The 22,139-nt window shown below is 56.6% G+C and carries 20 protein-coding genes; 4 read left to right on the plus strand and 16 right to left on the minus strand.

Annotation, left to right across the window (positions count from 1 at the left end):
* Positions 1-235 precede the first annotated feature (235 nt).
* Genes hemG through pepQ form a run of 4 tightly spaced genes read right to left on the minus strand, consistent with a single transcriptional unit; the run spans position 236 to position 4,229 of the window.
* A complete protein-coding gene (gene hemG, locus E0L20_RS21085) occupies positions 236-781 on the minus strand; it encodes a menaquinone-dependent protoporphyrinogen IX dehydrogenase (RefSeq protein WP_131635660.1) in 546 nt (181 codons plus the stop codon).
* A 10-nt stretch (positions 782-791) separates the two neighbouring features.
* The gene (trkH, locus tag E0L20_RS21090; protein WP_119936288.1) at positions 792-2,243 is read right to left on the minus strand and encodes a Trk system potassium transporter TrkH; all 1,452 of its coding nucleotides are present in this window, start codon (positions 2,241-2,243) and stop codon (positions 792-794) included.
* 40 nt (positions 2,244-2,283) lie between these two features.
* Complete coding sequence (locus E0L20_RS21095) at positions 2,284-2,898, minus strand: IMPACT family protein (protein ID WP_131635661.1); 615 nt, start codon at positions 2,896-2,898, stop codon at positions 2,284-2,286.
* Positions 2,898-4,229: a Xaa-Pro dipeptidase gene (pepQ, locus tag E0L20_RS21100; RefSeq protein ID WP_131635718.1), complete on the minus strand. Its 1,332-nt coding sequence runs from the start codon at positions 4,227-4,229 to the stop codon at positions 2,898-2,900. Before pepQ ends, E0L20_RS21095 begins: the two co-directional genes overlap by 1 nt.
* A 190-nt stretch (positions 4,230-4,419) precedes the next feature.
* Here pepQ and fadB point away from each other — a divergent pair, with 190 nt between their 5' ends.
* Together fadB and fadA are read left to right on the plus strand one after the other, a co-directional pair.
* Positions 4,420-6,609, plus strand: a complete 2,190-nt coding sequence (gene fadB / locus E0L20_RS21110) for a fatty acid oxidation complex subunit alpha FadB (protein WP_131635662.1) — start codon at positions 4,420-4,422, stop codon at positions 6,607-6,609.
* A gap of 9 nt (positions 6,610-6,618) precedes the next feature.
* On the plus strand, positions 6,619-7,782 hold the full coding sequence (gene fadA, locus E0L20_RS21115) for an acetyl-CoA C-acyltransferase FadA (protein WP_008501515.1): 1,164 nt from the start codon (positions 6,619-6,621) through the stop codon (positions 7,780-7,782).
* A gap of 161 nt (positions 7,783-7,943) precedes the next feature.
* Here fadA and fre read toward each other — a convergent pair whose 3' ends face one another.
* Positions 7,944-8,645 (minus strand): NAD(P)H-flavin reductase, encoded by a 702-nt coding sequence (gene fre / locus E0L20_RS21120; RefSeq protein ID WP_131635663.1) that lies wholly within the window; start codon positions 8,643-8,645, stop codon positions 7,944-7,946.
* A 30-nt stretch (positions 8,646-8,675) separates the two neighbouring features.
* A complete protein-coding gene (gene ubiD, locus E0L20_RS21125) occupies positions 8,676-10,181 on the minus strand; it encodes a 4-hydroxy-3-polyprenylbenzoate decarboxylase (protein WP_131635664.1) in 1,506 nt (501 codons plus the stop codon).
* 170 nt (positions 10,182-10,351) lie between these two features.
* On the opposite strand from ubiD, the gene rfaH reads away from it, so the two are divergent.
* Positions 10,352-10,843, plus strand: coding sequence for a transcription/translation regulatory transformer protein RfaH (rfaH, locus tag E0L20_RS21130; RefSeq protein ID WP_131635665.1), 492 nt, complete (start codon positions 10,352-10,354; stop codon positions 10,841-10,843).
* Here rfaH and tatD read toward each other — a convergent pair.
* From tatD to udp, 9 genes are all read right to left on the minus strand, one after another.
* Positions 10,840-11,622, minus strand: a complete 783-nt coding sequence (gene tatD / locus E0L20_RS21135; RefSeq protein WP_131635666.1) for a 3'-5' ssDNA/RNA exonuclease TatD — start codon at positions 11,620-11,622, stop codon at positions 10,840-10,842. The two genes, rfaH and tatD, sit on opposite strands and share 4 nt — an antisense overlap.
* 41 nt (positions 11,623-11,663) lie before the next feature.
* Positions 11,664-12,434, minus strand: coding sequence for a Sec-independent protein translocase subunit TatC (gene tatC / locus E0L20_RS21140; RefSeq protein WP_131635667.1), 771 nt, complete (start codon positions 12,432-12,434; stop codon positions 11,664-11,666).
* A gap of 2 nt (positions 12,435-12,436) precedes the next feature.
* Complete coding sequence (gene tatB, locus E0L20_RS21145; protein ID WP_131635668.1) at positions 12,437-12,979, minus strand: Sec-independent protein translocase protein TatB; 543 nt, start codon at positions 12,977-12,979, stop codon at positions 12,437-12,439.
* A gap of 3 nt (positions 12,980-12,982) precedes the next feature.
* The gene (gene tatA, locus E0L20_RS21150; protein ID WP_131635669.1) at positions 12,983-13,237 is read right to left on the minus strand and encodes a Sec-independent protein translocase subunit TatA; all 255 of its coding nucleotides are present in this window, start codon (positions 13,235-13,237) and stop codon (positions 12,983-12,985) included.
* Positions 13,238-13,313: 76 nt separating this feature from the next.
* Positions 13,314-14,954 carry a ubiquinone biosynthesis regulatory protein kinase UbiB gene (ubiB, locus tag E0L20_RS21155; protein WP_131635670.1) on the minus strand — a complete coding sequence of 547 codons (1,641 nt, stop codon included), beginning with the start codon at positions 14,952-14,954 and terminating at the stop codon, positions 13,314-13,316.
* On the minus strand, positions 14,951-15,556 hold the full coding sequence (gene ubiJ, locus E0L20_RS21160) for a ubiquinone biosynthesis protein UbiJ (RefSeq protein ID WP_131635671.1): 606 nt from the start codon (positions 15,554-15,556) through the stop codon (positions 14,951-14,953). The genes ubiB and ubiJ overlap by 4 nt, the downstream gene beginning before the upstream one ends.
* A gap of 13 nt (positions 15,557-15,569) precedes the next feature.
* The gene (gene ubiE, locus E0L20_RS21165; RefSeq protein ID WP_006179275.1) at positions 15,570-16,325 is read right to left on the minus strand and encodes a bifunctional demethylmenaquinone methyltransferase/2-methoxy-6-polyprenyl-1,4-benzoquinol methylase UbiE; all 756 of its coding nucleotides are present in this window, start codon (positions 16,323-16,325) and stop codon (positions 15,570-15,572) included.
* A gap of 66 nt (positions 16,326-16,391) precedes the next feature.
* Positions 16,392-17,849, minus strand: a complete 1,458-nt coding sequence (rmuC, locus tag E0L20_RS21170) for a DNA recombination protein RmuC (RefSeq protein ID WP_131635672.1) — start codon at positions 17,847-17,849, stop codon at positions 16,392-16,394.
* A gap of 139 nt (positions 17,850-17,988) precedes the next feature.
* A complete protein-coding gene (gene udp, locus E0L20_RS21175; RefSeq protein WP_003860792.1) occupies positions 17,989-18,750 on the minus strand; it encodes a uridine phosphorylase in 762 nt (253 codons plus the stop codon).
* A gap of 260 nt (positions 18,751-19,010) precedes the next feature.
* On the opposite strand from udp, the gene E0L20_RS21180 reads away from it, so the two are divergent.
* A complete protein-coding gene (locus tag E0L20_RS21180; RefSeq protein ID WP_131635673.1) occupies positions 19,011-19,817 on the plus strand; it encodes a dienelactone hydrolase family protein in 807 nt (268 codons plus the stop codon).
* 49 nt (positions 19,818-19,866) lie between these two features.
* Here the strand turns inward: E0L20_RS21180 and metE are convergent, their stop codons facing one another.
* A complete protein-coding gene (gene metE, locus E0L20_RS21185; protein ID WP_131635674.1) occupies positions 19,867-22,128 on the minus strand; it encodes a 5-methyltetrahydropteroyltriglutamate--homocysteine S-methyltransferase in 2,262 nt (753 codons plus the stop codon).
* Positions 22,129-22,139: the final 11 nt, after the last annotated feature.

A 22,139-nucleotide genomic window follows, 5' to 3' on the forward strand; every position in this document is an offset into this window, starting at 1 on the left:
CAGTGCCGCTTCGCTTTTCTCAGCGGCGCGGGGTGTGCATATTACGCTTCCCCGCTACAGAGTCAAGCTTTTATTTTCGCTTTTCTCTGCCGGCGTTCATCGCTGAACCCCGCTAACCCGGCGGCCTGTAAGCCGTTGTTCCGTGTCAGTGGAGGCGCATTATAGGGAGTTATTCTGAAGTGACAAGCATAAAATACAAAAAACTTTTCGTTCGCTCAATTTTCAAACTTCACGCCTATTTAAGCCGCGAATCGCCCGTTAAATGTGCGATTTCCCGCGCAAAACCGGCTACCTGCGTCCAGTCGGTATAAACCACTTCTTTATGCGTATCGGTTTCACCGCCGGTCATCTTCATAATAAGACGGATCATAAAGCGGTCGTACCAGCGATAGCGTGGATAGCGCAGCGCTCCGGCAAAGACCGCACACAGGTCTGGCTGCCAGGGCGAATTCAGTAAAAACTTACGCGTATAGCTATTGGTCTGCGGCGTACGCTTCTCCGCTTTACGGGCAACCAGGTTTACAGAATAGAAAGCCCCCGGCAACGAGCTAAGTACCGCCGTATGCTTTTTCACAAAGCGATCCAGCGCCGGATGGAAATGACCGTAACGAATAGATGCCCCAATCACCACGCGATCGTAATCCTGCCAGGCGATCTGTTCAGCGCGGTTCAGGTTCACGACATCCGAATAAATCCCCAGCTCTTTGAGTTCAGATGCAAGATAAGAGGCAATCTCGCGCGTTTGCCCGTCTCGCGTAGAGAAAAGAATAAGTGTTTTCACCGACGACTCCTTACTCGCGCCAGAATGTAGGGGTAAACAGAACCAGCAGCGTAAAGACCTCAAGACGACCAAACAGCATGTTTGCGATGAGGATCCATTTCGCAACCGGGTTCATGCTGGCAAAGTTATCCGCCACCACGCCCAGCCCGGGTCCAAGGTTATTGAGCGTTGCCACGACGGAAGCAAAGGCGGAGAAATCATCCACCCCTGTCGCGATAATCGCCAGCATGCTGACGATAAAGACCAGCGCATAGGCAGAGAAGAATCCCCACACGGCTTCCAGAATGCGTTCCGGCAGGGCTCGGTTCCCGAGCTTGATGCTGTATACCGCGTTCGGGTGCACCAGACGTTTCAGCTCGCGGTTCCCCTGCTTAAACAGCAGTAAAATACGAATCACCTTCAGACCACCGCCCGTTGATCCCGCACAGCCCCCGATAAAAGCAGAACACAGCAGCAGTACCGGCAGGAACAACGGCCAGCGCGCAATGCTGTCCGTAGTAAATCCGGCGGTTGTCGCCATCGACACCACCTGGAAAAAGGCCTGGTTCAGCGTCGTCACCGCCGAGCTATACACATCGTGGAACCACAAGACCAGGGTACAGATGATCACCAGCGTCAGCTGGACGCCAATAAACATGCGGAATTCAGGGTCACGCCAGTACACCTTCAGGCTGCGCCCGCTCAGTAAAGAGAAGTGCAGACCGTAGTTACAGCCTGAAATCAGCAGGAAGATGGCAATAATCGTGTTAATCGTTGGGCTGTCGAAGTAGCCCACGCTGGCATCGTGCGTAGAGAACCCGCCGATGGCGATGGTCGCAAAGCTGTGTCCGATGGCGTCGAAAGCGGGCATCCCGGCGAACCATAGCGCCAGCGCACAGGCTACCGTCAGCAAGACATAGATAAGCCAGAGGGTTTTCGCCGTCTCGGCAATACGCGGGCGCATTTTGTTATCTTTCAGCGGCCCGGGCATTTCGGCGCGATAGAGCTGCATCCCCCCCACGCCCAGAATCGGCAGAATAGCGACCGCCAGGACGATGATCCCCATACCGCCGAACCACTGCAGCATCTGACGATAAAAGAGAATGGCGTGCGGAAGCGAATCCAGCCCCACCAGCGTGGTGGCACCGGTGGTAGTTAACCCCGAGAAGGATTCGAAGAAGGCATCCGTAATGCTCAGATTGGGCTGCTCAGAGAAGATAAAGGGCAGCGAACCGACGCTTCCCAGCACCGTCCAGAACAGGACCACAATCAGAAACCCTTCGCGGGACTTCAGCTCCCCTTTTTCGCGACGGTTTGGCCACCACAGCAGCGAACCGATTGCCAGCGCAACAAAAAAGGTCTGGGTAAATGCCCGCCCCGCGCCGTCCCGGTAGATAAGTGCCACCAGTCCAGGGAGAATCATCGTCCCGGAGAAAAGTATGACCAGCAGTCCAACGATTCGGGTTATGGCACGAAAATGCATCTCTGCCGCTTCCTTTGGTATTCAAAAAGTGAGGTGGGGATTATTCTTCAATCGGCAGCAATTGCAACGAACCGCGACTAAAATCAGCCAGCTTTGCTGAAAAAGCAGTCAGTTCCGCCTGTGGAAGCGCCACGCGTAATTGCACCATCGCCTGGTAATCACTGTGCGCAATCACGCCGTTAAACTGTTTAAGCAGTGATTCAATGCCCGAGAGCTGGGCGTAATCGCATAACAAAGTATATTCGGTCAGCGGCGTTTTGCGGGTTGTCGTCAGCAGATTAAGCGCCTGCTGCACACCGCCCCCGTAGGCTTTCACCAGCCCACCCGTGCCCAATAAAATGCCGCCGTAGTAGCGCACCACTACGGCGGTGATTTCACCCACGCCGCTGCCCATAAGCTGGGAGAGCATAGGTTTACCGGCCGTGCCCGCCGGTTCACCGTCATCGGAAAATCCCAGCTGCTGTGAATCGTTCGGCGGCCCCGCGACCCAGGCCACACAGTGGTGGCGGGCATCAGGATGTTCAGCGCGCACGGACTCAACGAACGCCTTTGCCGCCTCTACGCCGTCGGTATGCGCCAGCAGCGTGATGAAGCGGCTTTTCTTGATTTCCTCAACAAAGGTGACCGGTTCAGCCGGTATCAGCCAGCTATCCATCAGGCCAGCTTCAGGTCTCGCGTCATGTTCTCGATACCGTTTTCATGGATAACCACGTTATCTTCGATGCGAATGCCGCCAAACGGCTTCAGCGCGTCAATTTTTTCCCAGTTGAAGTGCTTGCTGAACTGGCCTTCGCGCCACGGCGCAAGCAGAGACTCGATAAAGTAGATGCCCGGCTCGATGGTCAATACCATGCGCGGCTGGAGAATACGGGTGCAGCGCAGGTAAGGATATTTAGACGGCGCCGCCAGATGCGTGCCGGTATCATCCTGCATAAAGCCTGCCACGTCGTGAACCTGCAGGCCCAGCGGGTGGCCGATGCCGTGCGGCATAAATGGCCCGGTCAGATCGTTCTCGACCATCGCCTCTTCGCTCATGTCCTTCACAATCTGATGCTTACGCAGCAGTTTGGCGATGCGCTGATGGAATTGAATGTGGTAGTCCACATAGCTGGTGCCGGCCTTCATGGTGCCGATAAGCGCCAGCTGTTCGTCATTAACGTCTTTAATCAGCTGCGCGAAATCGGTATCTGAATTAGCCGCCCAGGTACGGGTCAGGTCAGCCGCATAGCCGTTATACTCTGCACCCGCATCCAGCAGGAAGCTGCGCATCTCGGACGGAACCTGGTGATCCAGTTTGGTGTAGTGCAGAACGGACGCATGCTCGTTGAGCGCGACGATATTGCTGTAAGGCACGTCGGTATCACGGTGGCCGGTAGCCGTCAGGTAGGCCTGGTTGATATCGAACTCGCTCATCCCTGACTGGAACGCTTCATGCGCCGCACGATGACCATTGACCGCCGTTTTTTGCGCTTCACGCATGCAGTAAAGTTCGTAATCAGTCTTATACGCGCGGTAGTAGTGCAGATAATCCAGCACCCCTTTCGGGTTGAGTTTATCGGCTGCAATATCCAGACCCAGCGCACGTTCCGGTACAGGGCCAATATAGCCGATGTTGCCACGCGCCGCAGGCAGCTGGCTGCCAATACCGTCCGCTTTTGGCAGGGCAATCACATCAATTTCTTCGGTCCAGAAAGAGGTCGGCAGCGGCTCCACGTTGTGCCAGTAATCCACCGGCAGATAGAACCACAGTTTTGGCTTGTTCACGCCGTCCACCAGCAGCCAGCAATTTGGCACCTGCGTGACCGGCACCCAGGCTTTAAACTGCGGGTTAACCTTGAACGGATAGGCATGGTCATCAAGGAACGTATTCATCAGCTCGCCGGAGTGGATCAGCAGAGCATCCAGCTTGAAGCGCGCCAGTACATCGCGGGTACGTTCCTGTAGGGTAACGATATGATTTTTATAAAGCGAAGCCAGTGAGTCCATCATTCTTCCTTTCGTTTTTTTGACCTCAAGTCAACGCATCTTAGCACACCTCACTCCGACTGCGTGATTTCCACCGACCGTGATCAATGCAGCAATTTCTTAATGAGTAATTTGCATTTTATTAACATAAATTCCACACTCCGTCTCATCTGGTATGACCAGATCCACTTGCTGGATTCAGGAGACTGACATGCTCTACAAAGGCGACACCCTATATCTTAACTGGCTTGAAGACGGCATTGCCGAACTGGTGTTCGATGCCCCCGGCTCAGTAAACAAGCTCGATACCGCGACGGTGGCCAGTCTTGGCCAGGCGCTGGACGTACTGGAAAAACAATCCGAATTAAAAGGGCTGCTGCTGCGCTCCAACAAAGCGGCCTTTGTTGTCGGTGCTGATATCACCGAATTCCTGTCGCTGTTCCTGGTTCCTGAAGAACAGCTGAGCCAGTGGCTGCACTTTGCTAACAGCGTCTTTAATCGTCTGGAAGATTTACCTGTGCCAACGATCTCCGCCGTGAACGGCTACGCGCTGGGCGGCGGCTGCGAATGCGTGCTTGCCACTGACTACCGTCTGGCGACGCCCGATCTGCGCATTGGCCTGCCGGAAACCAAGCTGGGCATCATGCCGGGCTTCGGCGGCTCCGTACGTATGCCGCGCATGCTGGGTGCAGACAGCGCCCTGGAAATCATCGCGGCGGGTAAAGACGTTGGCGCGGAACAAGCGCAAAAAATCGGTCTGGTAGACGGCGTGGTTAAGCCAGAGAAACTGATTGAAGGCGCTATCGCGATCCTGCGTCAGGCAATTAACGGCGATCTCGACTGGAAAGCCAAACGTCAGCCGAAGCTGGAGCCGTTAAAGCTCAGCAAAATTGAAGCCACCATGAGCTTTACCATCGCCAAGGGCATGGTAATGCAGACCGCGGGCAAACATTACCCGGCGCCGATCACGGCGGTAAAAACCATTGAAGCCGCTGCACGTCTGGGCCGCGATGAAGCGCTGAAGCTCGAAAATCAGAGCTTTGTGCCGCTGGCCCACACCAATGAAGCCCGCGCGCTGGTTGGCATCTTCCTCAACGATCAGTTCGTTAAAGGCAAAGCCAAACAGCTGACTAAAAACGTCGAAACGCCAAAACACGCGGCGGTTCTCGGCGCCGGCATTATGGGCGGCGGCATCGCTTACCAGTCTGCCTGGAAAGGCGTGCCGGTGGTGATGAAGGACATCAGCGAGAAATCCCTGACGCTCGGCATGAACGAAGCCGCCAAGCTGCTGAATAAACAGCTGGAGCGCGGCAAAATTGATGGTCTGAAGCTCGCAGGCGTGATCTCCACCATTCAGCCGACGCTCGAATACAGCGGTTTTGACCGCGTGGACGTGGTCGTTGAAGCGGTCGTGGAAAACCCGAAAGTCAAAAAAGCGGTGCTGGCCGAAACGGAAGATAAGGTTCGTCCGGAAACCGTGCTGGCCTCTAACACCTCCACCATCCCAATCGGCGAACTGGCGAGCGTGCTGAAGCGTCCGGAAAACTTCTGCGGGATGCACTTCTTCAACCCGGTACACCGTATGCCGCTGGTCGAAGTGATCCGTGGGGAAAAAACCTCTGACGAAACCATCGCCAAAGTGGTGGCGTGGGCCAGCAAAATGGGCAAAACGCCGATTGTGGTCAACGACTGCCCGGGCTTCTTCGTCAACCGCGTGCTGTTCCCGTACTTCGCCGGCTTCAGCCAGCTGCTGCGCGACGGGGCGGACTTCCGCAAAATCGACAAAGTGATGGAAAAACAGTTCGGCTGGCCGATGGGCCCGGCGTATCTGCTGGACGTGGTCGGCATCGACACCGCCCACCACGCTCAGGCTGTCATGGCGGCAGGCTTCCCGCAGCGCATGCAGAAAGATTATCGCGACGCGATTGACGCCCTGTTCGATGCCAACCGCTTCGGGCAGAAAAACGGTCTGGGCTTCTGGCGCTATAAAGAAGACAGCAAAGGCAAACCGAAGAAAGAAGAAGATGCCGTGGTCGATGGCCTGCTGGCCGACGTTTGCCCGCCGAAACGCGACTTCACGGACGATGAGATCATCGCCCGCATGATGATCCCGATGATCAACGAAGTGGTGCGTTGCCTCGAAGAAGGCATTATCGCCAGCCCGGCGGAAGCCGACATGGCGCTGGTTTATGGTTTGGGCTTCCCTCCGTTCCACGGCGGCGCGTTCCGCTGGCTGGATACGCTCGGCAGCGCCCGCTATCTCGATATGGCTCAGCAGTATCAGCACCTCGGCCCGCTGTACGACGTGCCGGAAGGGCTGCGTAACAAAGCGCGCCATAACGAACCCTACTATCCAGCAGTTGAGCCAGCCCGTCCGGTTGGCGAGCTGAAAACGGCTTAAGGAGTCACAATGGAAAAGGTTGTCATTGTTGATGCGATTCGCACCCCGATGGGCCGTTCAAAAGGCGGCGCGTTCCGTAACGTGCGCGCGGAAGACCTCTCCGCGCATCTGATGCGCAGCCTGCTGGCGCGCAACCCGGCGCTGGATCCTGCTGCGCTGGACGATATCTACTGGGGCTGCGTGCAGCAGACCCTGGAGCAAGGTTTCAATATCGCCCGTAACGCGTCGCTGCTGGCGGAGATCCCGCACTCGGTTCCGGCCGTCACCGTGAACCGCCTGTGTGGGTCGTCGATGCAGGCGCTGCACGACGCGGCGCGCATGATCATGACCGGCGATGCGCAGGCTTGTCTGGTCGGCGGCGTTGAGCACATGGGCCACGTGCCGATGAGCCACGGGGTCGATTTCCACCCGGGCATGAGCCGTAACGTGGCGAAAGCCGCGGGGATGATGGGTCTGACCGCAGAGATGCTCTCCCGCCTGCACGGCATCAGCCGTGAAATGCAGGATGCCTTTGCCGCGCGCTCTCACGCTCGTGCGTGGGCGGCGACACAGTCCGGCGCCTTTAAGAATGAGATCATCCCAACCGGCGGTCACGACGCAGACGGCGTTCTGAAGCAGTTCAGCTACGACGAAGTCATCCGCCCGGAAACCACCGTAGAAGCGCTTTCTACTCTGCGCCCGGCGTTTGATCCGGTCACCGGCACGGTAACGGCAGGTACGTCGTCGGCGCTGTCAGACGGTGCCGCCGCGATGCTGGTGATGAGCGAAAGCCGTGCCCGCGAGCTGGGCCTGACGCCGCGCGCTCGCGTACGCTCGATGGCGGTCGTGGGTTGCGATCCTTCAATCATGGGCTACGGCCCGGTTCCGGCCTCGAAGCTGGCGCTGAAAAAAGCGGGTTTAACCGCCAGCGATATCGACCTGTTTGAGATGAACGAAGCCTTCGCCGCGCAGATCCTGCCGTGCATTAAAGATCTGGGGCTGATGGAGCAGATCGACGAGAAGATTAACCTCAACGGCGGCGCGATCGCCCTCGGTCACCCGCTGGGCTGCTCCGGGGCGCGTATCAGCACCACGTTGATTAACCTGATGGAACGCAAAGATGCCCAGTTTGGTCTGGCAACGATGTGTATCGGGCTGGGTCAGGGTATCGCGACGGTATTTGAGAGAGTGTAAGGCTATAACGTAGGCCCGATAGGCATCGCGCCATCGGGCTTTTGCCGGGAGGCGCTGCGCTTTCCCGGCCTACGAGAGGAATCTCACCGCCACTGGCGTCATTGGCGAAGAGAAACAGTTTAGTTGCCGTTCTTCCCGCCTGTCAGGGGCGGGTTTTTTATTTAAATGAAGGCAAACGCATCGCCGAACAGACGGTCTTCACGCGCGTCACGTTCGTTACAGAACAGGTCACGGGCAATTTTCGCCATTTCAAAACGGCCAGCGATATAGATATCGTGTCCGGCCAGCGTACCGTAATCCTGCAATACCGCCGTCAACACCGTGCCGCTGCGCCCACGCCAGCCCTCTTCCGGCTGTTCGACAACCGGCTCAATGCGCAGGTTGGAATGGGTTACGCTCAGCGCTTCCAGTTCAGACAGATCGTACAGATGTTTCTCTTCGCGGCCGCCCCAGTAGATAGTGATATCACGGTCTGGATTACGCGCCAGTGCGGTCAGCAGAATGGAGCGTACGTAAGAGAAGCCCGTGCCGCCGGCAATCAGGATCAGCGGACGGTCTTCATCATCACGCAGCCACGCCTCACCGTGTGGCATATCCACGACGATTTCGCGTTCCTTCAGAATACGATCCATAACCGCCATCGCGTACAAGTTAAGCTCTGACGCACCGATGTGAAGCTCAATAAATTCCTGCTCCGCTGGCGTAGAGGCCATAGAAAAAGGACGTTTATCACGTTCATCCATCACGACCATTAAGTACTGACCGGCGCGGAAAGAGAATGCCGCTTCTGGCACTAAACGGACGCGATATACGGTGTCGGTAATAGCATCTACCGAGGTCACTTTACAGCTTAAGGTTGTCATTCGCTCTCTCTGTCGGGAAGTCTAAAGGGCTTAACGGTCAGATTCGGGTTTACCGTTATTCATTATGGCCAGTTCGTCCCAGATCGCGTCAATTCGCGCGGTCACGGCAGGATCTTTTTTGATCGGGCGACCCCATTCACGATCGGTTTCGCCAGGCCATTTGTTTGTGGCATCCAGTCCCATTTTTGAGCCAAGCCCTGAAACCGGCGAGGCAAAGTCCAGATAATCTATCGGCGTGTTTTCGACTAACACCGTGTCGCGCGCCGGGTCCATACGCGTGGTAATGGCCCAGATAACGTCATTCCAGTCGCGGGCGTTAACGTCATCATCGCAAACAATCACAAATTTGGTATACATAAACTGGCGAAGGAATGACCATACGCCCATCATCACGCGCTTGGCGTGACCCGCATACTGCTTCTTGATTGTTACTACCGCCAGACGATACGAACATCCCTCAGGTGGCAGGTAGAAATCAACAATTTCCGGAAACTGTTTCTGCAAAATTGGCACAAAGACTTCATTCAGCGCCACGCCCAGCACCGCCGGTTCATCCGGCGGTCGGCCGGTATAGGTGGAGTGATAAATAGCGTCTTCACGCTGGGTGATGTGCGTGACGGTAAACACCGGGAAATTATCGATTTCGTTGTAATAACCCGTGTGATCGCCGTATGGTCCTTCCGGCGCCATCTCCCCCTGCTCGATGTACCCTTCCAACACAATCTCTGCGCTGGCCGGTACTTCAAGATCGTTCGAAATACACTTCACCACTTCCGTTTTCGTCCCGCGCAGCAGGCCTGCAAAGGCGTATTCGGACAACGTATCAGGCACAGGCGTGACCGCGCCCAGAATGGTCGCCGGGTCTGCTCCCAGCGCCACCGATACCGGGAATCGCTCGCCGGGATGCTCCGCACACCACTCCTGGAAATCAAGCGCGCCACCGCGATGGGATAGCCAGCGCATGATGAGCTTATTCTTACCAATCAGCTGCTGGCGGTAAATCCCCAGATTTTGGCGCTCTTTGTGAGGACCGCGCGTGACGGTCAACCCCCAGGTGATAAGCGGGGCGGCATCGTCAGGCCAGCACTGCATGATGGGAATTTTTGTCAGATCGACCGCATCGCCTTCCAGCACTTTCTGCTGGCACGGCGCACCGCGCAGGCGTTTGGTTGGCATGTTCAACACCTGCTTAAACTGCGGCAGCTTATCGAACAGGTCCCGGAAACCCTTTGGCGGCTCCGGTTCTTTCAGGAAGGCCAGCAGTTTGCCGACTTCACGCAGCGCCGCGACGTCTTCTTGCCCCATACCCATTGCCACGCGGCGCGGCGTGCCAAACAGGTTGCACAGCACCGGCATGGAATAGCCTTTAGGGTTTTCAAACAGCAGAGCAGGGCCACCGGCACGCAGGGTGCGGTCAGCAATCTCTGTCATTTCCAGATAAGGATCAACAGATTGAGTAATGCGTTTGAGTTCGCCCTGCTTTTCCAGCAGCGCCAGGAAGTCGCGTAGATCGTGGTATTTCATGCAGTTAGTCATGGCCTCTCTGTAAGCGCTTCATTATACGGCGTAAGCCTGCGGGATGCTGTAATTTTGTTAAATTAGCGTGAACTTCCACGACTTACCCCCTTATCGGCCATTATAATCACCTTAGCGATCCCGCCAGGGTTTTGATATGCTTGCGCCCGAAACTAAGGGAAAGAGTGATTATGCAGGCCTGGTATTTACTGTATTGCAAACGCGGGCAACTTCAGCGCGCGCAGGAACATCTTGAACGTCAGTCCGTAAACTGTCTGACACCCGTGATCACGCTTGAAAAAATGCAGCGCGGGAAACGTGCAACCGTTAGCGAACCTCTTTTCCCAAACTACCTGTTCGTCGAATTTGACCCGGAGGTGATCCATACCACCACCATCAGCGCAACGCGCGGGGTCAGCCACTTCGTCCGCTTTGGCGCCAGCCCGGCGACGGTTCCTTCCAGGGTCATTCATCAACTTTCTGTCTACCAACAGCCGGAAGGCATTACCGACCCGGAAACGCCCTATGAAGGCGACAGCGTGGTGATCACGGAAGGTGCCTTCGAAGGCTTGCAGGCCATTTTCGCCGAGCCAGACGGCGAAGCGCGCTCCATGCTGCTGCTTAACCTGCTAAACAAGCAGGTGCTGCAGAGCGTTAAAAACACCGACTTCCGCAAAGTTTAAAAGTCTATCCCGAACAGGCGACGCACGTTGTCATCCGTTTGCGCCGACAGCTGGCGTGGATCTTCCCCACGCCAGAGTGCCACCCTTTCAACAATGTGCCCAAGATACGCCGGTTCGTTACGCCGCGAAGGTGGTTTGGGCTTCATATCGCGCGGCAGCAGGTAGGGCGCATCGGTTTCAACCAGCAGGCGGTCAGCCGGTATCGCCGGCAGCAGCTCACGCAGCTCCAGCCCGCGGCGTTCATCGCAAACCCAGCCGGTAATGCCCAGATACAGCCCGCGATTCAGGCAATCCAGCGCTTCCTGATGTGACCCGGTAAAACAGTGCAGTACCGCACCAGGCAGTTTATCCAGCCATGGCTCCAGCAGGGTGAGGAAGCGAGCGTGCGCGTCGCGGCAGTGCATAAACACCGGCATTCCGAGTTCTGCGGCCAGCGCGAGCTGCGCGGTAAATGCCTTTTCCTGTTCTTCTGGCGTAGAAAAGTTGCGGTTGAAATCGAGGCCGCACTCGCCGATAGCCACCACCTCGGGCGTTCTCGCCAGACGATGCAGCACCTCAGCGCTCTCCTCCGTCCACTGGCTGCTGTCGTGCGGGTGGACACCTGCGGTTGACCAGCAGTGGTCATAGCGCTGCGCCAGCAGCTGCGCCTGTTCGCTCTCGTGCAGGTTGGTTCCTGTCAGCAACAGCCCTTTCACCCCGGCAGCAAAGGCGCGTGCAACGACCTCATCGCGATCTTTTGCAAACTGCGGGCTGGTCAGGTTAAGTCCGATATCAAACATGCAAATCCCCATATGACAACCGCCCTGACGGGCGGCTGGTTTTACTCTTCTGTGGTCTTTTCTGACCCGTCTTCTTCATCTTCCTGCGAACGTCGTTTGCCCACGTAGAAGCGCGAGAAGAACACGCCAACTTCAAACAAACAGTACATCGGTATTGCCAGCAGGGTCTGGGAGAAGACATCCGGTGGCGTCAGCAGCATGCCCACTACAAACGCACCCACAAGAATATACGGGCGCTTCTTGCGGAGATCGTCAGGCGTGGTCACCCCAACCCAGCAGAGCAGGACGATTGCTACCGGCACTTCGAACGCCACGCCGAACGCCATAAACAGCGCCATGACGAAGCTGAGATAGCTGGCGATGTCTGTCGATACCTGAACCCCTTCCGGCGCGGTATGCGTCAGGAAGCCAAAGGCCAGGGGGAAGACAACGAAATAGGCAAACGCCATGCCGATATAGAACAGCAGCGAGCTGGATACCAGTAGTGGGATCACCAGCTTGCGTTCATGCTTATACAGCGCCGGGGCGACGAAGGCCCAGACCTGGTACAAAATCACCGGTGCAGACGCAATCAACGAGACCCAGAAGGTCAGCTTGATTGGGGTGAAGAACGGTGAGGCCACGTCCGTCGCAATCATCGTCGCGCCCAGCGGCATCTGTTTAATCAGGGGCGCAGAGACCACCTGGTAGATATCGTTGGCGAAATAGACCAGGCACAGAAATATGAGGAAAACCGCAATAATGCAGTTTAACAGGCGCTTGCGCAGTTCTATGAGGTGCGCGATGAGCGGTTGGGTATCATCTACTGCCATGTTTACGCTTTATCACTTGAGGATGGGGATGATTCGGAAACGGGTGCGGCAGGTTTGGCTTCCGCCGCTTTTACCACGGGCTCGTCTGACGGTACCTGCTTTTTCACTTCAGGCTCCTGCGGCGTCTGTTCTGGCGCGTCAGCCTGATGCTCGGCGCTGGAAGGCGTTACCCCTTCGCGCTGCTCTTCACTGCCCTTCACTACCGGGTTATGGATAGTGTTAGCTTCGTCGCTCGCCTTTTCAGGATCGTTGATGCTGTAAGAGCGCTTCATCGACTCCGCCGCTTCGCGCAGCTCATCCATAGAGGCTTTCAGCTCCGGCGTCAGGTTCTCCATGCTCGCCTTCTCAACCTTTTTCAGGCTGTCCTGAAATTCCTGGAGCTTAAGCTCCTGAGCCAGTTCGTTTTGCACGGTCGTTGCCAGCGAGCGAAGCGCACGCACCCAACCCACGACGGTTTTCACCGCAACGGGTAAACGCTGCGGCCCCAGTACAATCAGGCCAATCACAAAGACCAGCAGCAGCTCACCAAAACCAATGTCGAACACGAATTACACCTGCTCTTTGTCGTGGCGTTTAGCGTCTTCCTTTTTGGCGTCATCTTGCTTTTCGGAGATAGGCTTTGCAGTAAAATCAGCATCCTGGCTGTTTTTGTCCTGCTTGTTCTCGTCATCACCCATGGCTTTCTTAAAGCCTTTGATTGACGCGCCAAGATCGGAACCAATAGAACCGAGTTTTTTTGTGCCAAACAGCAGCACAACGATGACGGCAATGATTACTAATTGCCAGATACTGATACCACCCATACGTATTCCCCAGTGATAGATGATTAATTAGTCAGATCGCATTATACAAATGCAACCCGGTGATAGCGACGCCAATTCAGCGCGTTTTTCTCCAACCTGCGAGCCACACTACGACGCCTGCGGCCATAAGCCAGGCGGGCATCATCTCCCAGTCCGGGCGATTGATCAGCAGCAGCGTACCGCTCAGCAGCAGTGTCGCGCCAATGCCAAAGAGATAGCGTGATTGACCCTGACGAGCACGACTGGTCTGAAGCTCGTGCGCGATTTTATCCATGCTGTGCTGAAGGTTCTTGCTCTGACGCAAACTGTCGTAAACCAGTTCAGGAATTTCAGGCATTTTTTCAATCCAGAACGGGCCTTTCTCCTTGAGAGAGCGAACCAGCGCGGGAATGCCGACCTGATCCTTAATCCAGGATTCGAGGAAAGGTTTCGCGGTTTTCCACAAGTCTAACTGAGGATAGAGCTGGCGGCCTACGCCCTCAACGTAAAGTAATGTTTTCTGGAGTAAAACTAATTGTGGCTGCACTTCCATATTGAAGCGGCGCGCCGTGTTAAACAGGTTCAACAAAACGTGGCCAAAAGAGATCTCTGACAGCGGTTTTTCAAAAATCGGCTCGCAGACGGTGCGGATAGCGAATTCAAACTCTTCAACGTTGGTGTCTGGCGGAACCCATCCGGAGTCCACGTGCAGCTCCGCCACCTTGCGGTAGTCACGGTTAAAGAAGGCGATGAAGTTCTCCGCGAGGTAACGCTTATCCTCTTTGTTGAGCGAGCCAACAATGCCGCAGTCGATGCCGATATACTTCGGATCCTCGGGATGTTCATAGCTGACAAAGATATTGCCAGGGTGCATGTCCGCATGGAAAAAGCTGTCGCGAAAGACCTGGGTAAAGAAGACCTGCACACCGCGTTCGGCCAGCAGCTTCATGTTGGTGCCCTGCTTTTCCAGCGCAACCACATCCGAAACTGGAATGCCGTAAATACGCTCCATGACCATCATGTTCTGACTGCAGTAGTCAGAATAGACCTCGGGCACATAGAGCATCGGGCTGTCTTCGAAGTTACGGCGCAGCTGGATGGCGTTCGCGGATTCGCGAAGCAGGTTCAGCTCATCTATCAGCGTTTTTTCATATTCGCGCACCACTTCCATCGGACGCAGGCGGCGACCATCAGGCAGCAGGCGCGGCACCCAGCGGGCCAGACGATAAATCAGCTTCATGTCAGCTTTAATGATCGGCAGGATATCCGGGCGGATGACCTTGATAACCACCTCTTTGCCGTTTTCTTTCAACCGTGCCGTGTGCACCTGAGCAATGGACGCAGATGCCAGAGGCTGAATGTCGAAATCGTCAAACCAGGTTTCAACGGGAATATTGCCCATTGATTCTTCGATCTGCTTCTTCGCTCGCTCACCGTCAAATGGCGCAACACGATCCTGCAGCATCGCCAGTTCATCGGCAATTTGCGGCGGGAAGAGATCGCGGCGGGTAGAGAGCATCTGACCAAACTTGATCCATACCGGACCCAGCTCCTGCAGTGCAAGACGCAGGCGCTCGCCTAAAACCTTATCTTTATGACGATTTGGCATCCAGAACAGCGTGCGTCGCCAGATTCGAAGCGGCAGCGTGATACGCATTCTGGGGATAAGTTCGTCGAGCCCGTAGCTCAGAAAGGTGCGAACGATAAAGTAGAGGCGCCGAATTTCACCAGGCGTCATTTGCCCTCCAGTTTTTCCAGCCGTTTGGTTAACGCATCAACCGCACGTTCTACAGCCGCGGTTTCTTCCGCAAACCAGGCCACTTCCAGCGGACCGGGCGCCATACGCCACTCTTCGGTCAGCACTTCTGCCGCGTAGCGCTGCTGACGCTGCAGGCTTTTGCGCAGGAAAGCCGCACCGCCATGAAGGGCTTTACCGATCCCTTCGGCGGCAATATCGCCGATAAAGGGCGCGAGCAGTTCTGCCGGGTCGAACTCAGCCAGATCGCTGAGCGCAACGAAGTTTTGCACGACCTGAATATCGCCTTCAACCTCCAGCTCACCGCTGCGGATGAGTGCCGTAAGCTGTTGGCGATCACGCAGTTTTGGCAGGACGCTCACGTGCGTAATGACCGAGCAGTCAGCCTCGCCTTCCCACTCACCCAGAACGTCAAGCTGGCGTTCGCTGAAGACCAGCACGAGCGGCGTCGAGAACTCTTTTAAAACGATACGCAGCACCTTTCCGTTCAGCCGCTGACGCGCTGCCTTCAGCGCGGGTGCGCGATACAGAAAGGCATTCAGTACGTTCTCGATGCCTGCGGTGACTAAGGGTTTAAAGGGCACGTGACACCTCCACTCAGAACTTATAACCGCGGTGTAGCGCGACGACACCCGCCGTCATGTTGAAGTACTCAACGTTTTCCAGGCCCGCGTCCTGCATCATCGCTTTCAGGGTGTCCTGATCAGGGTGCATGCGGATAGATTCCGCCAGGTAGCGGTAGCTTTCCGCGTCGTTTGCCACCAGTTCACCAATGCGCGGAAGCACATGGAATGAATAAGCGTCGTAGGCTTTGCTCAGGGGATCGATAATAGGCTTGGAGAACTCAAGCACCAGCAGGCGTCCACCCGGCTTCAGCACGCGGTACATGGAGCGCAGCGCTTTGTCTTTATCGGTGACGTTACGCAGGCCAAACGAGATGGTGATGCAGTCAAAGGTATTGTCCGGGAACGGCAGCGCTTCGGCATTTGCCTGCACGTATTCCACGTTACCGACCACGCCGATGTTACGCAGCTTTTCGCGTCCCATTTTCAGCATGGAGTCGTTAATGTCAGCCAGCACAACGCGACCGGTTTCACCCACCAGACGGGAGAACTTCGCCGTCAAATCGCCCGTACCGCCGGCTAAATCCAGCACCGTTTGTCCGCGACGCACGCCGCTGCAGTCAATAGTAAAGCGCTTCCACAAGCGATGAATGCCGAACGACATCAGGTCATTCATCACATCGTACTTCGCCGCCACGGAATGAAATACGTGGGCCACCATGTCCGCTTTCTGTGCTTTGGCAACAGTCTGAAAGCCAAAGTGCGTCGTGTCTTGTGAATCGTCAACCATCTCAGAGCCTGCTTATCAGTCAAATGTTCGGGAAGTGTAACAGATTGGGCGCATTTGCCCTACGATTCAACCACCGCGAAACAAACGCGTCGGCTGTTCATCCGGCGCTATTTTAGCCGCTAAATCGTTGTTTACGCTGTCTGTCTTTTGTTCATCATGGCCTTCACGCAGCCGGAATTCTTCATCCTGCGACGTCGCCTGTTCAACCAATTCCGGATTAATCTCGCGTTTAACTTCTACCCCCAGGCTGCGGAACGCTTCGGCCTGAGCCAGCAGGTTGCCGCGCCCGGAGGAGAGCTTTTTCATCGCCTGGCGGTAGTTATCCTGCGCACGGTCCAGGCTTTGCCCCACCGAGGACATATCGTCCACGAACAGGCGCATTTTGTCGTACAGCTTGCTGGCGCGATCGGCTATCTGTTGGGCATTGCGGCTCTGGTGCTCGTAGCGCCACAGGTTGGCAATGGTACGCAAGGCCACCAGCAGCGTGGTTGGGCTGACGAGCATAATGTTATTTTTCAATGCTTCGGTAATCAGTTCGGGCTGTCTGTCGAGGGCGAGCAGGAATGCCGGTTCAACCGGAATGAACATCAGCACATAATCCAGCGAGCGCAGCCCCGGCAGCTGCTGGTAATCTTTTCTGCCCAGCAGGCGAATGTGGTTACGCACGGAGGCAATGTGTTCCTGCAGCGCCGACTCGCGGGTGTAGTCGTCTTCGGCATTGAAGTAGCGCTCGTAGGCCACCAGCGTCATTTTGGCGTCAATCACCACATCCTTGCCCTGCGGCAGCCGCACTATGACGTCTGGCTGCATGCGCGAGCGGGCATCGTTTTCGATGCTCACCTGCGTTTCGTACTCGTAGCCTTCGCGAAGCCCAGAAGCCTCCAGCACGCGGGTCAGAACCACTTCCCCCCAGTTGCCTTGCGTTTTGTTATCCCCTTTCAGGGCGCGCGTCAGGTTGACCGCCTCCTGCGCCATCTGCGCATTCAGCTGCTGGAGATTGCGAATTTCATGCGCCAGGGTATGGCGCTCGCGCGCCTCCTGGCCAAAGCTGTCCTGCACCTGACGGCGAAAGCCGTCCAGCTGCTCGCGTAGCGGTGTCAGCAGGCCGTTCAGGCTCTGGCGGTTTTGTTCATCCACGCGGCGGTTGCTGTGCTCAAAAATGCGGTTCGCAAGGTTTTCGAACTGCTCGCTGAGGCGCTGCTCGCTGTTGATCATCTGGCGGATTTTGTCCTCCGCATGCAGCTGGGTGGATTCAAGGCGGGTGGTGACTTCGCGGAGATCGGCCTCAAGCGAGGTGTTGATATCGCGCAGGTTGCGCAGCTCGTTGTTGAGCAATTCGCACTCGTCGCGCCAGTGGTCGCTCAGCGCAAGCTGCTGCTTTGCCGCGCTTAATTCAGCGACTATCTCTTCGCGCTCTGCCAACTGGTCGGCCTTCTGCTGTGCATGCTGATAGCTGGAAATGAGCCAGCCTATCGCCACGCCCGCCAGCGCAATCACCGCATAAATCAGGACTGAGATATCCACAATGCCCCCTGCATCAACGTATTACCCGCACAAAATAGAATTGTGCTGTATAAACGTCCAGTTTGAAAGGGTTTTCCTGCGAGGCGCTACGCAAAAAATAAAGGCCGAACGCGTCGGCCTTGTGTCTCAGAAGAGAGGATTAGATCAGGCGACGCGCCGCTTCCACCACGATTTTCACCGCATGACTTTCAGTCTGCTTCATAGTTTCCGCGTTCGGGATCTCCTGCTGGGTACGGTTGACGATAACACCCGCCACCATACCGGCACGCAGACCCTGGCTTGCGCACATGGTCAGCAGCGTTGCTGATTCCATTTCGTAGTTCATCACGCCCATGGACTGCCACTCTTCCATAGAGCCTTTGAAGCGGCTCACCACGCGGCCTGAGAAGGTGTCGTAACGTTCCTGGCCCGGGTAGAAGGTGTCGGAAGAGGCGGTTACGCCCACGTGGGTAGTTGCGCCCACGGATTTCGCGGCTTCAACCAGCGCGGTGGTGCATTCGAAGTCGGCTACCGCCGGGAACTCCATCGGTGCAAAGTGCAGGCTTGCACCGTCCAGACGGACGGACGCGGTCGTCACCAGCACGTCACCCACGTTGATGTGCGGCTGGATAGCGCCGGTCGTACCGATACGCAGGAAGGTACGAATACCCAGCTGCGCCAGCTCTTCAACGGCAATGGAGGTTGACGGGCCACCGATGCCGGTAGAGCACACGATCACCGCTTTGCCATCCAGCTCTGCACGCCAGGTAGTGAATTCACGATGGGCTGCCAGCTTGACCGGCTTATCCATCAGCGCGGCGATCTTTTCCACACGCTCAGGATCGCCGGGGACGATAGCGAGCGTAGCCCCTTGTAAATCGTTTTTAGTGAGGCCGAGATGAAAAACATCAGACTTAGACATAGGGTGACTCCTCTGTGGGTCGGTTAGTCAGAAGAAGTAAAAAGGTACTTTACAGAAGCGGTACGCACAATTTCGTGACACACCTCACCATGAATGAAAATGATTGCAGTTAATTTCCATAAAATAGTGATTTACATCACATTAACAAGTTAAATCATGGGATGCTGCACAAAAGATAGCCCCTCCAGGGCAATGTGGGTTGTTAACCTGGTGTCTATATTTACCTTTGCGCTAATTAACTCATTGGTACGGAGAATGCCATGACTGAAAAAACTGGTTTTGCACCTGCTGCAGCCCCGCATGCTTCAACCATCGTTTCAACCCCTGAAGAAGCCATTACCGCGGGTGAGACGTCCATCCCCTCTCAGGGGGAAAATATGCCTGCTTACCACGCGCGGCCAAAATCGGCAGACGGCCCGCTGCCTATCGTTATTGTGGTTCAGGAGATTTTTGGCGTTCACGAACATATTCGCGACCTCTGCCGCCGTCTGGCGCTGGAAGGTTATCTGGCCGTTGCGCCTGAGCTCTATTTCCGTCAGGGCGATCCGAACGATTACAGCGATATCCCTACGCTGTTCAGTAACCTGGTGAGCAAAGTTCCGGACGCGCAGGTGCTGGCCGACCTCGACCACGTTGCCAGCTGGGCGGCGCGCAACGGCGGCGATCCGCACCGTCTGATGATCACTGGCTTCTGCTGGGGCGGGCGCATTAGCTGGCTTTACGCCGCGCATAACCCGCAGCTGAAGGCTGCCGTGGCCTGGTACGGCAAGCTGGTGGGCGAAAAAACGCTGAATTCACCGAAGCATCCCGTTGATATCGCAACGGATTTAAATGCGCCGGTGTTAGGGCTGTACGGTGGGCAAGACACTGGCATTCCGCTTGATACGGTTGAGACCATGCGCCATGCGCTGCGTGCGGCAAACGCGAAGGCGGAGATTGTGGTCTACCCGGAAGCCGGGCACGCGTTTAACGCCGATTATCGTCCGAGCTATCACGCAGAATCAGCCACAGATGGCTGGCAGCGGATGCTGGCGTGGTTTAGCCAGTACGGCGGAAAGAAAGCATAAAGCAAAAAAGCCCGGTGGCGGCTACACCTTACCGGGCAATCCAGCATCACTACGCCTGACGCAAATTCTGCGCCGCCTTCACCATGTTCGCCAGCGCCGCGCGCGTCTCCGGCCAGCCGCGCGTTTTGAGGCCGCAGTCCGGGTTCACCCACAGGCGCTCTGCCGGGATACGCTGGGCCGCTTTTTGCAGCAGGGCTTCAATCCACTCCACGCTCGGCACGTTCGGAGAGTGAATGTCATACACGCCCGGCCCAATTTCGTTCGGGTAGTCGAACTCCTCAAACGACTCCAGCAGCTCCATGTCTGAACGCGAGGTCTCGATGGTGATCACGTCCGCATCCAGCGCGGCAATCGAATCCATGATGTCGTTAAATTCGCAGTAGCACATGTGGGTGTGGATCTGGGTATCGTCCTTTGCCACTGCGGCGTTGATGCGGAACGCTTCCACGCCCCACTGCAGGTAGGCATCCCAGTCGCTGCGGCGCAGCGGCAGGCCTTCGCGCAGCGCAGGCTCGTCAATCTGAATGATGCCAATGCCCGCCGCCTCCAGATCCGCCACTTCATCACGCAGCGCCAGCGCAATCTGTTTGGCGATGGTCTCTCGGGTTACGTCTTCACGCGGGAAGGACCAGCAGAGAATGGTCACCGGACCGGTCAGCATCCCTTTCACCGGCTTGTCGGTCAGGGATTGGGCATACTTCGCCCACTCAACGGTGATCGGTTCCGGACGGCTGACGTCGCCGATCACCACCGGTGGCTTCACGCAGCGGGAGCCGTAGCTCTGCACCCAGCCGTTCTGGGTAAAGACGAAGCCGTCCAGATGCTCGCCAAAATATTCCACCATGTCGTTACGCTCGGCCTCGCCGTGCACCAGCACGTCCAGCCCCAGGCGCTCCTGTTCAATAATCGCCTGCTTGATGTGCTCCGCGATGCCGGTGCGGTAGTTGTTCGCATCCAGGTTGCCCTTCTTGAAGTCCAGACGCAGGCCGCGAATTTCAGTGGTTTGCGGGAAAGAACCAATTGTGGTGGTCGGCCATGCCGGTAGATTGAAACGGGCGCGCTGGGCTTCGGCGCGTACTTCATACGGGCTCTGACGCTGGCTATCCTGAGCGGTGATGCCCGCCAGGCGTTTCTCCACCGCCGGATTATGTACGCGAGTAGAGTGGCGACGCGCCTGGATCGGGGCGCTCCATTCGGCGATCGCCGTCGTGTCGCCGCCGTTCAGCGCGTCGCGCAGCAGCGTCAGCTCTTCACATTTTTGCAGCGCGAACGCGAACCAGCTTTTCACCTCTGCATCAAGACGGGTCTCCACGCTCAGATCGATCGGGCTGTGCAGCAGCGAGCAGGATGAGGCTACCCACAGCTCACGTTTGCCGACGATGTCTTTGATTTGTGCGTATTTCTCGGTCAGATCGGCACGCCAGACGTTACGACCGTTGACCAGCCCCGCAGAAAGCAGCCAGTCCGCTGGCAGACGCCTGTGCAGCTCGTTAACATCATCTTTCCCGTGGACCAGGTCAACGTGCAGACCCTGCACCGGCAGCGCGGTGATGGTCTTCAGGTTAGGCGTCACGCCTTCGAAATAGGTGGTCAGCAGGAGTTTTACCTGACCGACAAGCGCGTCATACGCCGGTTTGAAGGCATCGAGCCACGCCTGCGGCAGCTCGAGCACCAGCGCCGGTTCGTCGATTTGTACCCACTGAATGCCGCGTTTGCCCAGCTCAATCAGCACCTGTTTGTAGACCGGCAAAATATCGTTCAGCAGGCTGAGGCGGTCGAACTGTTCGCCCTTCACTTTACCCAGCCACAGATAGGTTACCGGCCCCAGCAGGACGGGCTTCACCTGATGACCCAGCGCCAGCGCTTCGTCTACTTCGTCCAGCAGCTGCGTCCAGGTCAGCCTGAACTCCTGACCTTTTACGAATTCCGGCACCATATAGTGATAGTTGGTGTTGAACCACTTGGTCATTTCCGCCGCTGCCGCAGGCTCACCCGTTGGCGCACGGCCGCGGCCGATGCGGAACAGGGTATCGATATCTACCGATCCATCTTTGTTCTGATGACGAGCCGGCACGTTGCCAAGCAGCAGGCTGGTCGTCAGAACATGGTCGTACCAGGCGAAATCGCCCACCGGCAGCAGGTCAATGCCCGCCTGTTTTTGCTGCTCCCAGTGGCCGGCGCGCAGCTCGCGCCCCACCGCCAGCAGCTCTTCACGGGTGGCGTTGCCTGCCCAGTAGCTTTCTTGCGCTTTTTTCAGCTCGCGACGCAGGCCAACGCGAGGGAAACCGAGAGTGTGATTGCGGATTGTCATGGTGTACCCCT

This window comes from Enterobacter wuhouensis (genome assembly GCF_004331265.1).
Lineage (GTDB): Bacteria > Pseudomonadota > Gammaproteobacteria > Enterobacterales > Enterobacteriaceae > Enterobacter > Enterobacter wuhouensis.

Coding starts and splice junctions, on each gene's coding strand:
- udp (WP_003860792.1), bottom strand. CDS start 18,750: ATGTCTAAGTCTGATGTTTTTCATCTCGGCCTCACTAAAAACGATTTA.
- fadB (WP_131635662.1), top strand. CDS start 4,420: ATGCTCTACAAAGGCGACACCCTATATCTTAACTGGCTTGAAGACGGC.
- tatD (WP_131635666.1), bottom strand. CDS start 11,622: ATGTTTGATATCGGACTTAACCTGACCAGCCCGCAGTTTGCAAAAGAT.
- ubiE (WP_006179275.1), bottom strand. CDS start 16,325: ATGGTTGACGATTCACAAGACACGACGCACTTTGGCTTTCAGACTGTT.
- E0L20_RS21180 (WP_131635673.1), top strand. CDS start 19,011: ATGACTGAAAAAACTGGTTTTGCACCTGCTGCAGCCCCGCATGCTTCA.
- trkH (WP_119936288.1), bottom strand. CDS start 2,243: ATGCATTTTCGTGCCATAACCCGAATCGTTGGACTGCTGGTCATACTT.
- pepQ (WP_131635718.1), bottom strand. CDS start 4,229: ATGGACTCACTGGCTTCGCTTTATAAAAATCATATCGTTACCCTACAG.
- tatA (WP_131635669.1), bottom strand. CDS start 13,237: ATGGGTGGTATCAGTATCTGGCAATTAGTAATCATTGCCGTCATCGTT.
- ubiB (WP_131635670.1), bottom strand. CDS start 14,954: ATGACGCCTGGTGAAATTCGGCGCCTCTACTTTATCGTTCGCACCTTT.
- fadA (WP_008501515.1), top strand. CDS start 6,619: ATGGAAAAGGTTGTCATTGTTGATGCGATTCGCACCCCGATGGGCCGT.
- rfaH (WP_131635665.1), top strand. CDS start 10,352: ATGCAGGCCTGGTATTTACTGTATTGCAAACGCGGGCAACTTCAGCGC.
- fre (WP_131635663.1), bottom strand. CDS start 8,645: ATGACAACCTTAAGCTGTAAAGTGACCTCGGTAGATGCTATTACCGAC.
- E0L20_RS21095 (WP_131635661.1), bottom strand. CDS start 2,898: ATGGATAGCTGGCTGATACCGGCTGAACCGGTCACCTTTGTTGAGGAA.
- tatC (WP_131635667.1), bottom strand. CDS start 12,434: ATGGCAGTAGATGATACCCAACCGCTCATCGCGCACCTCATAGAACTG.
- metE (WP_131635674.1), bottom strand. CDS start 22,128: ATGACAATCCGCAATCACACTCTCGGTTTCCCTCGCGTTGGCCTGCGT.
- ubiD (WP_131635664.1), bottom strand. CDS start 10,181: ATGACTAACTGCATGAAATACCACGATCTACGCGACTTCCTGGCGCTG.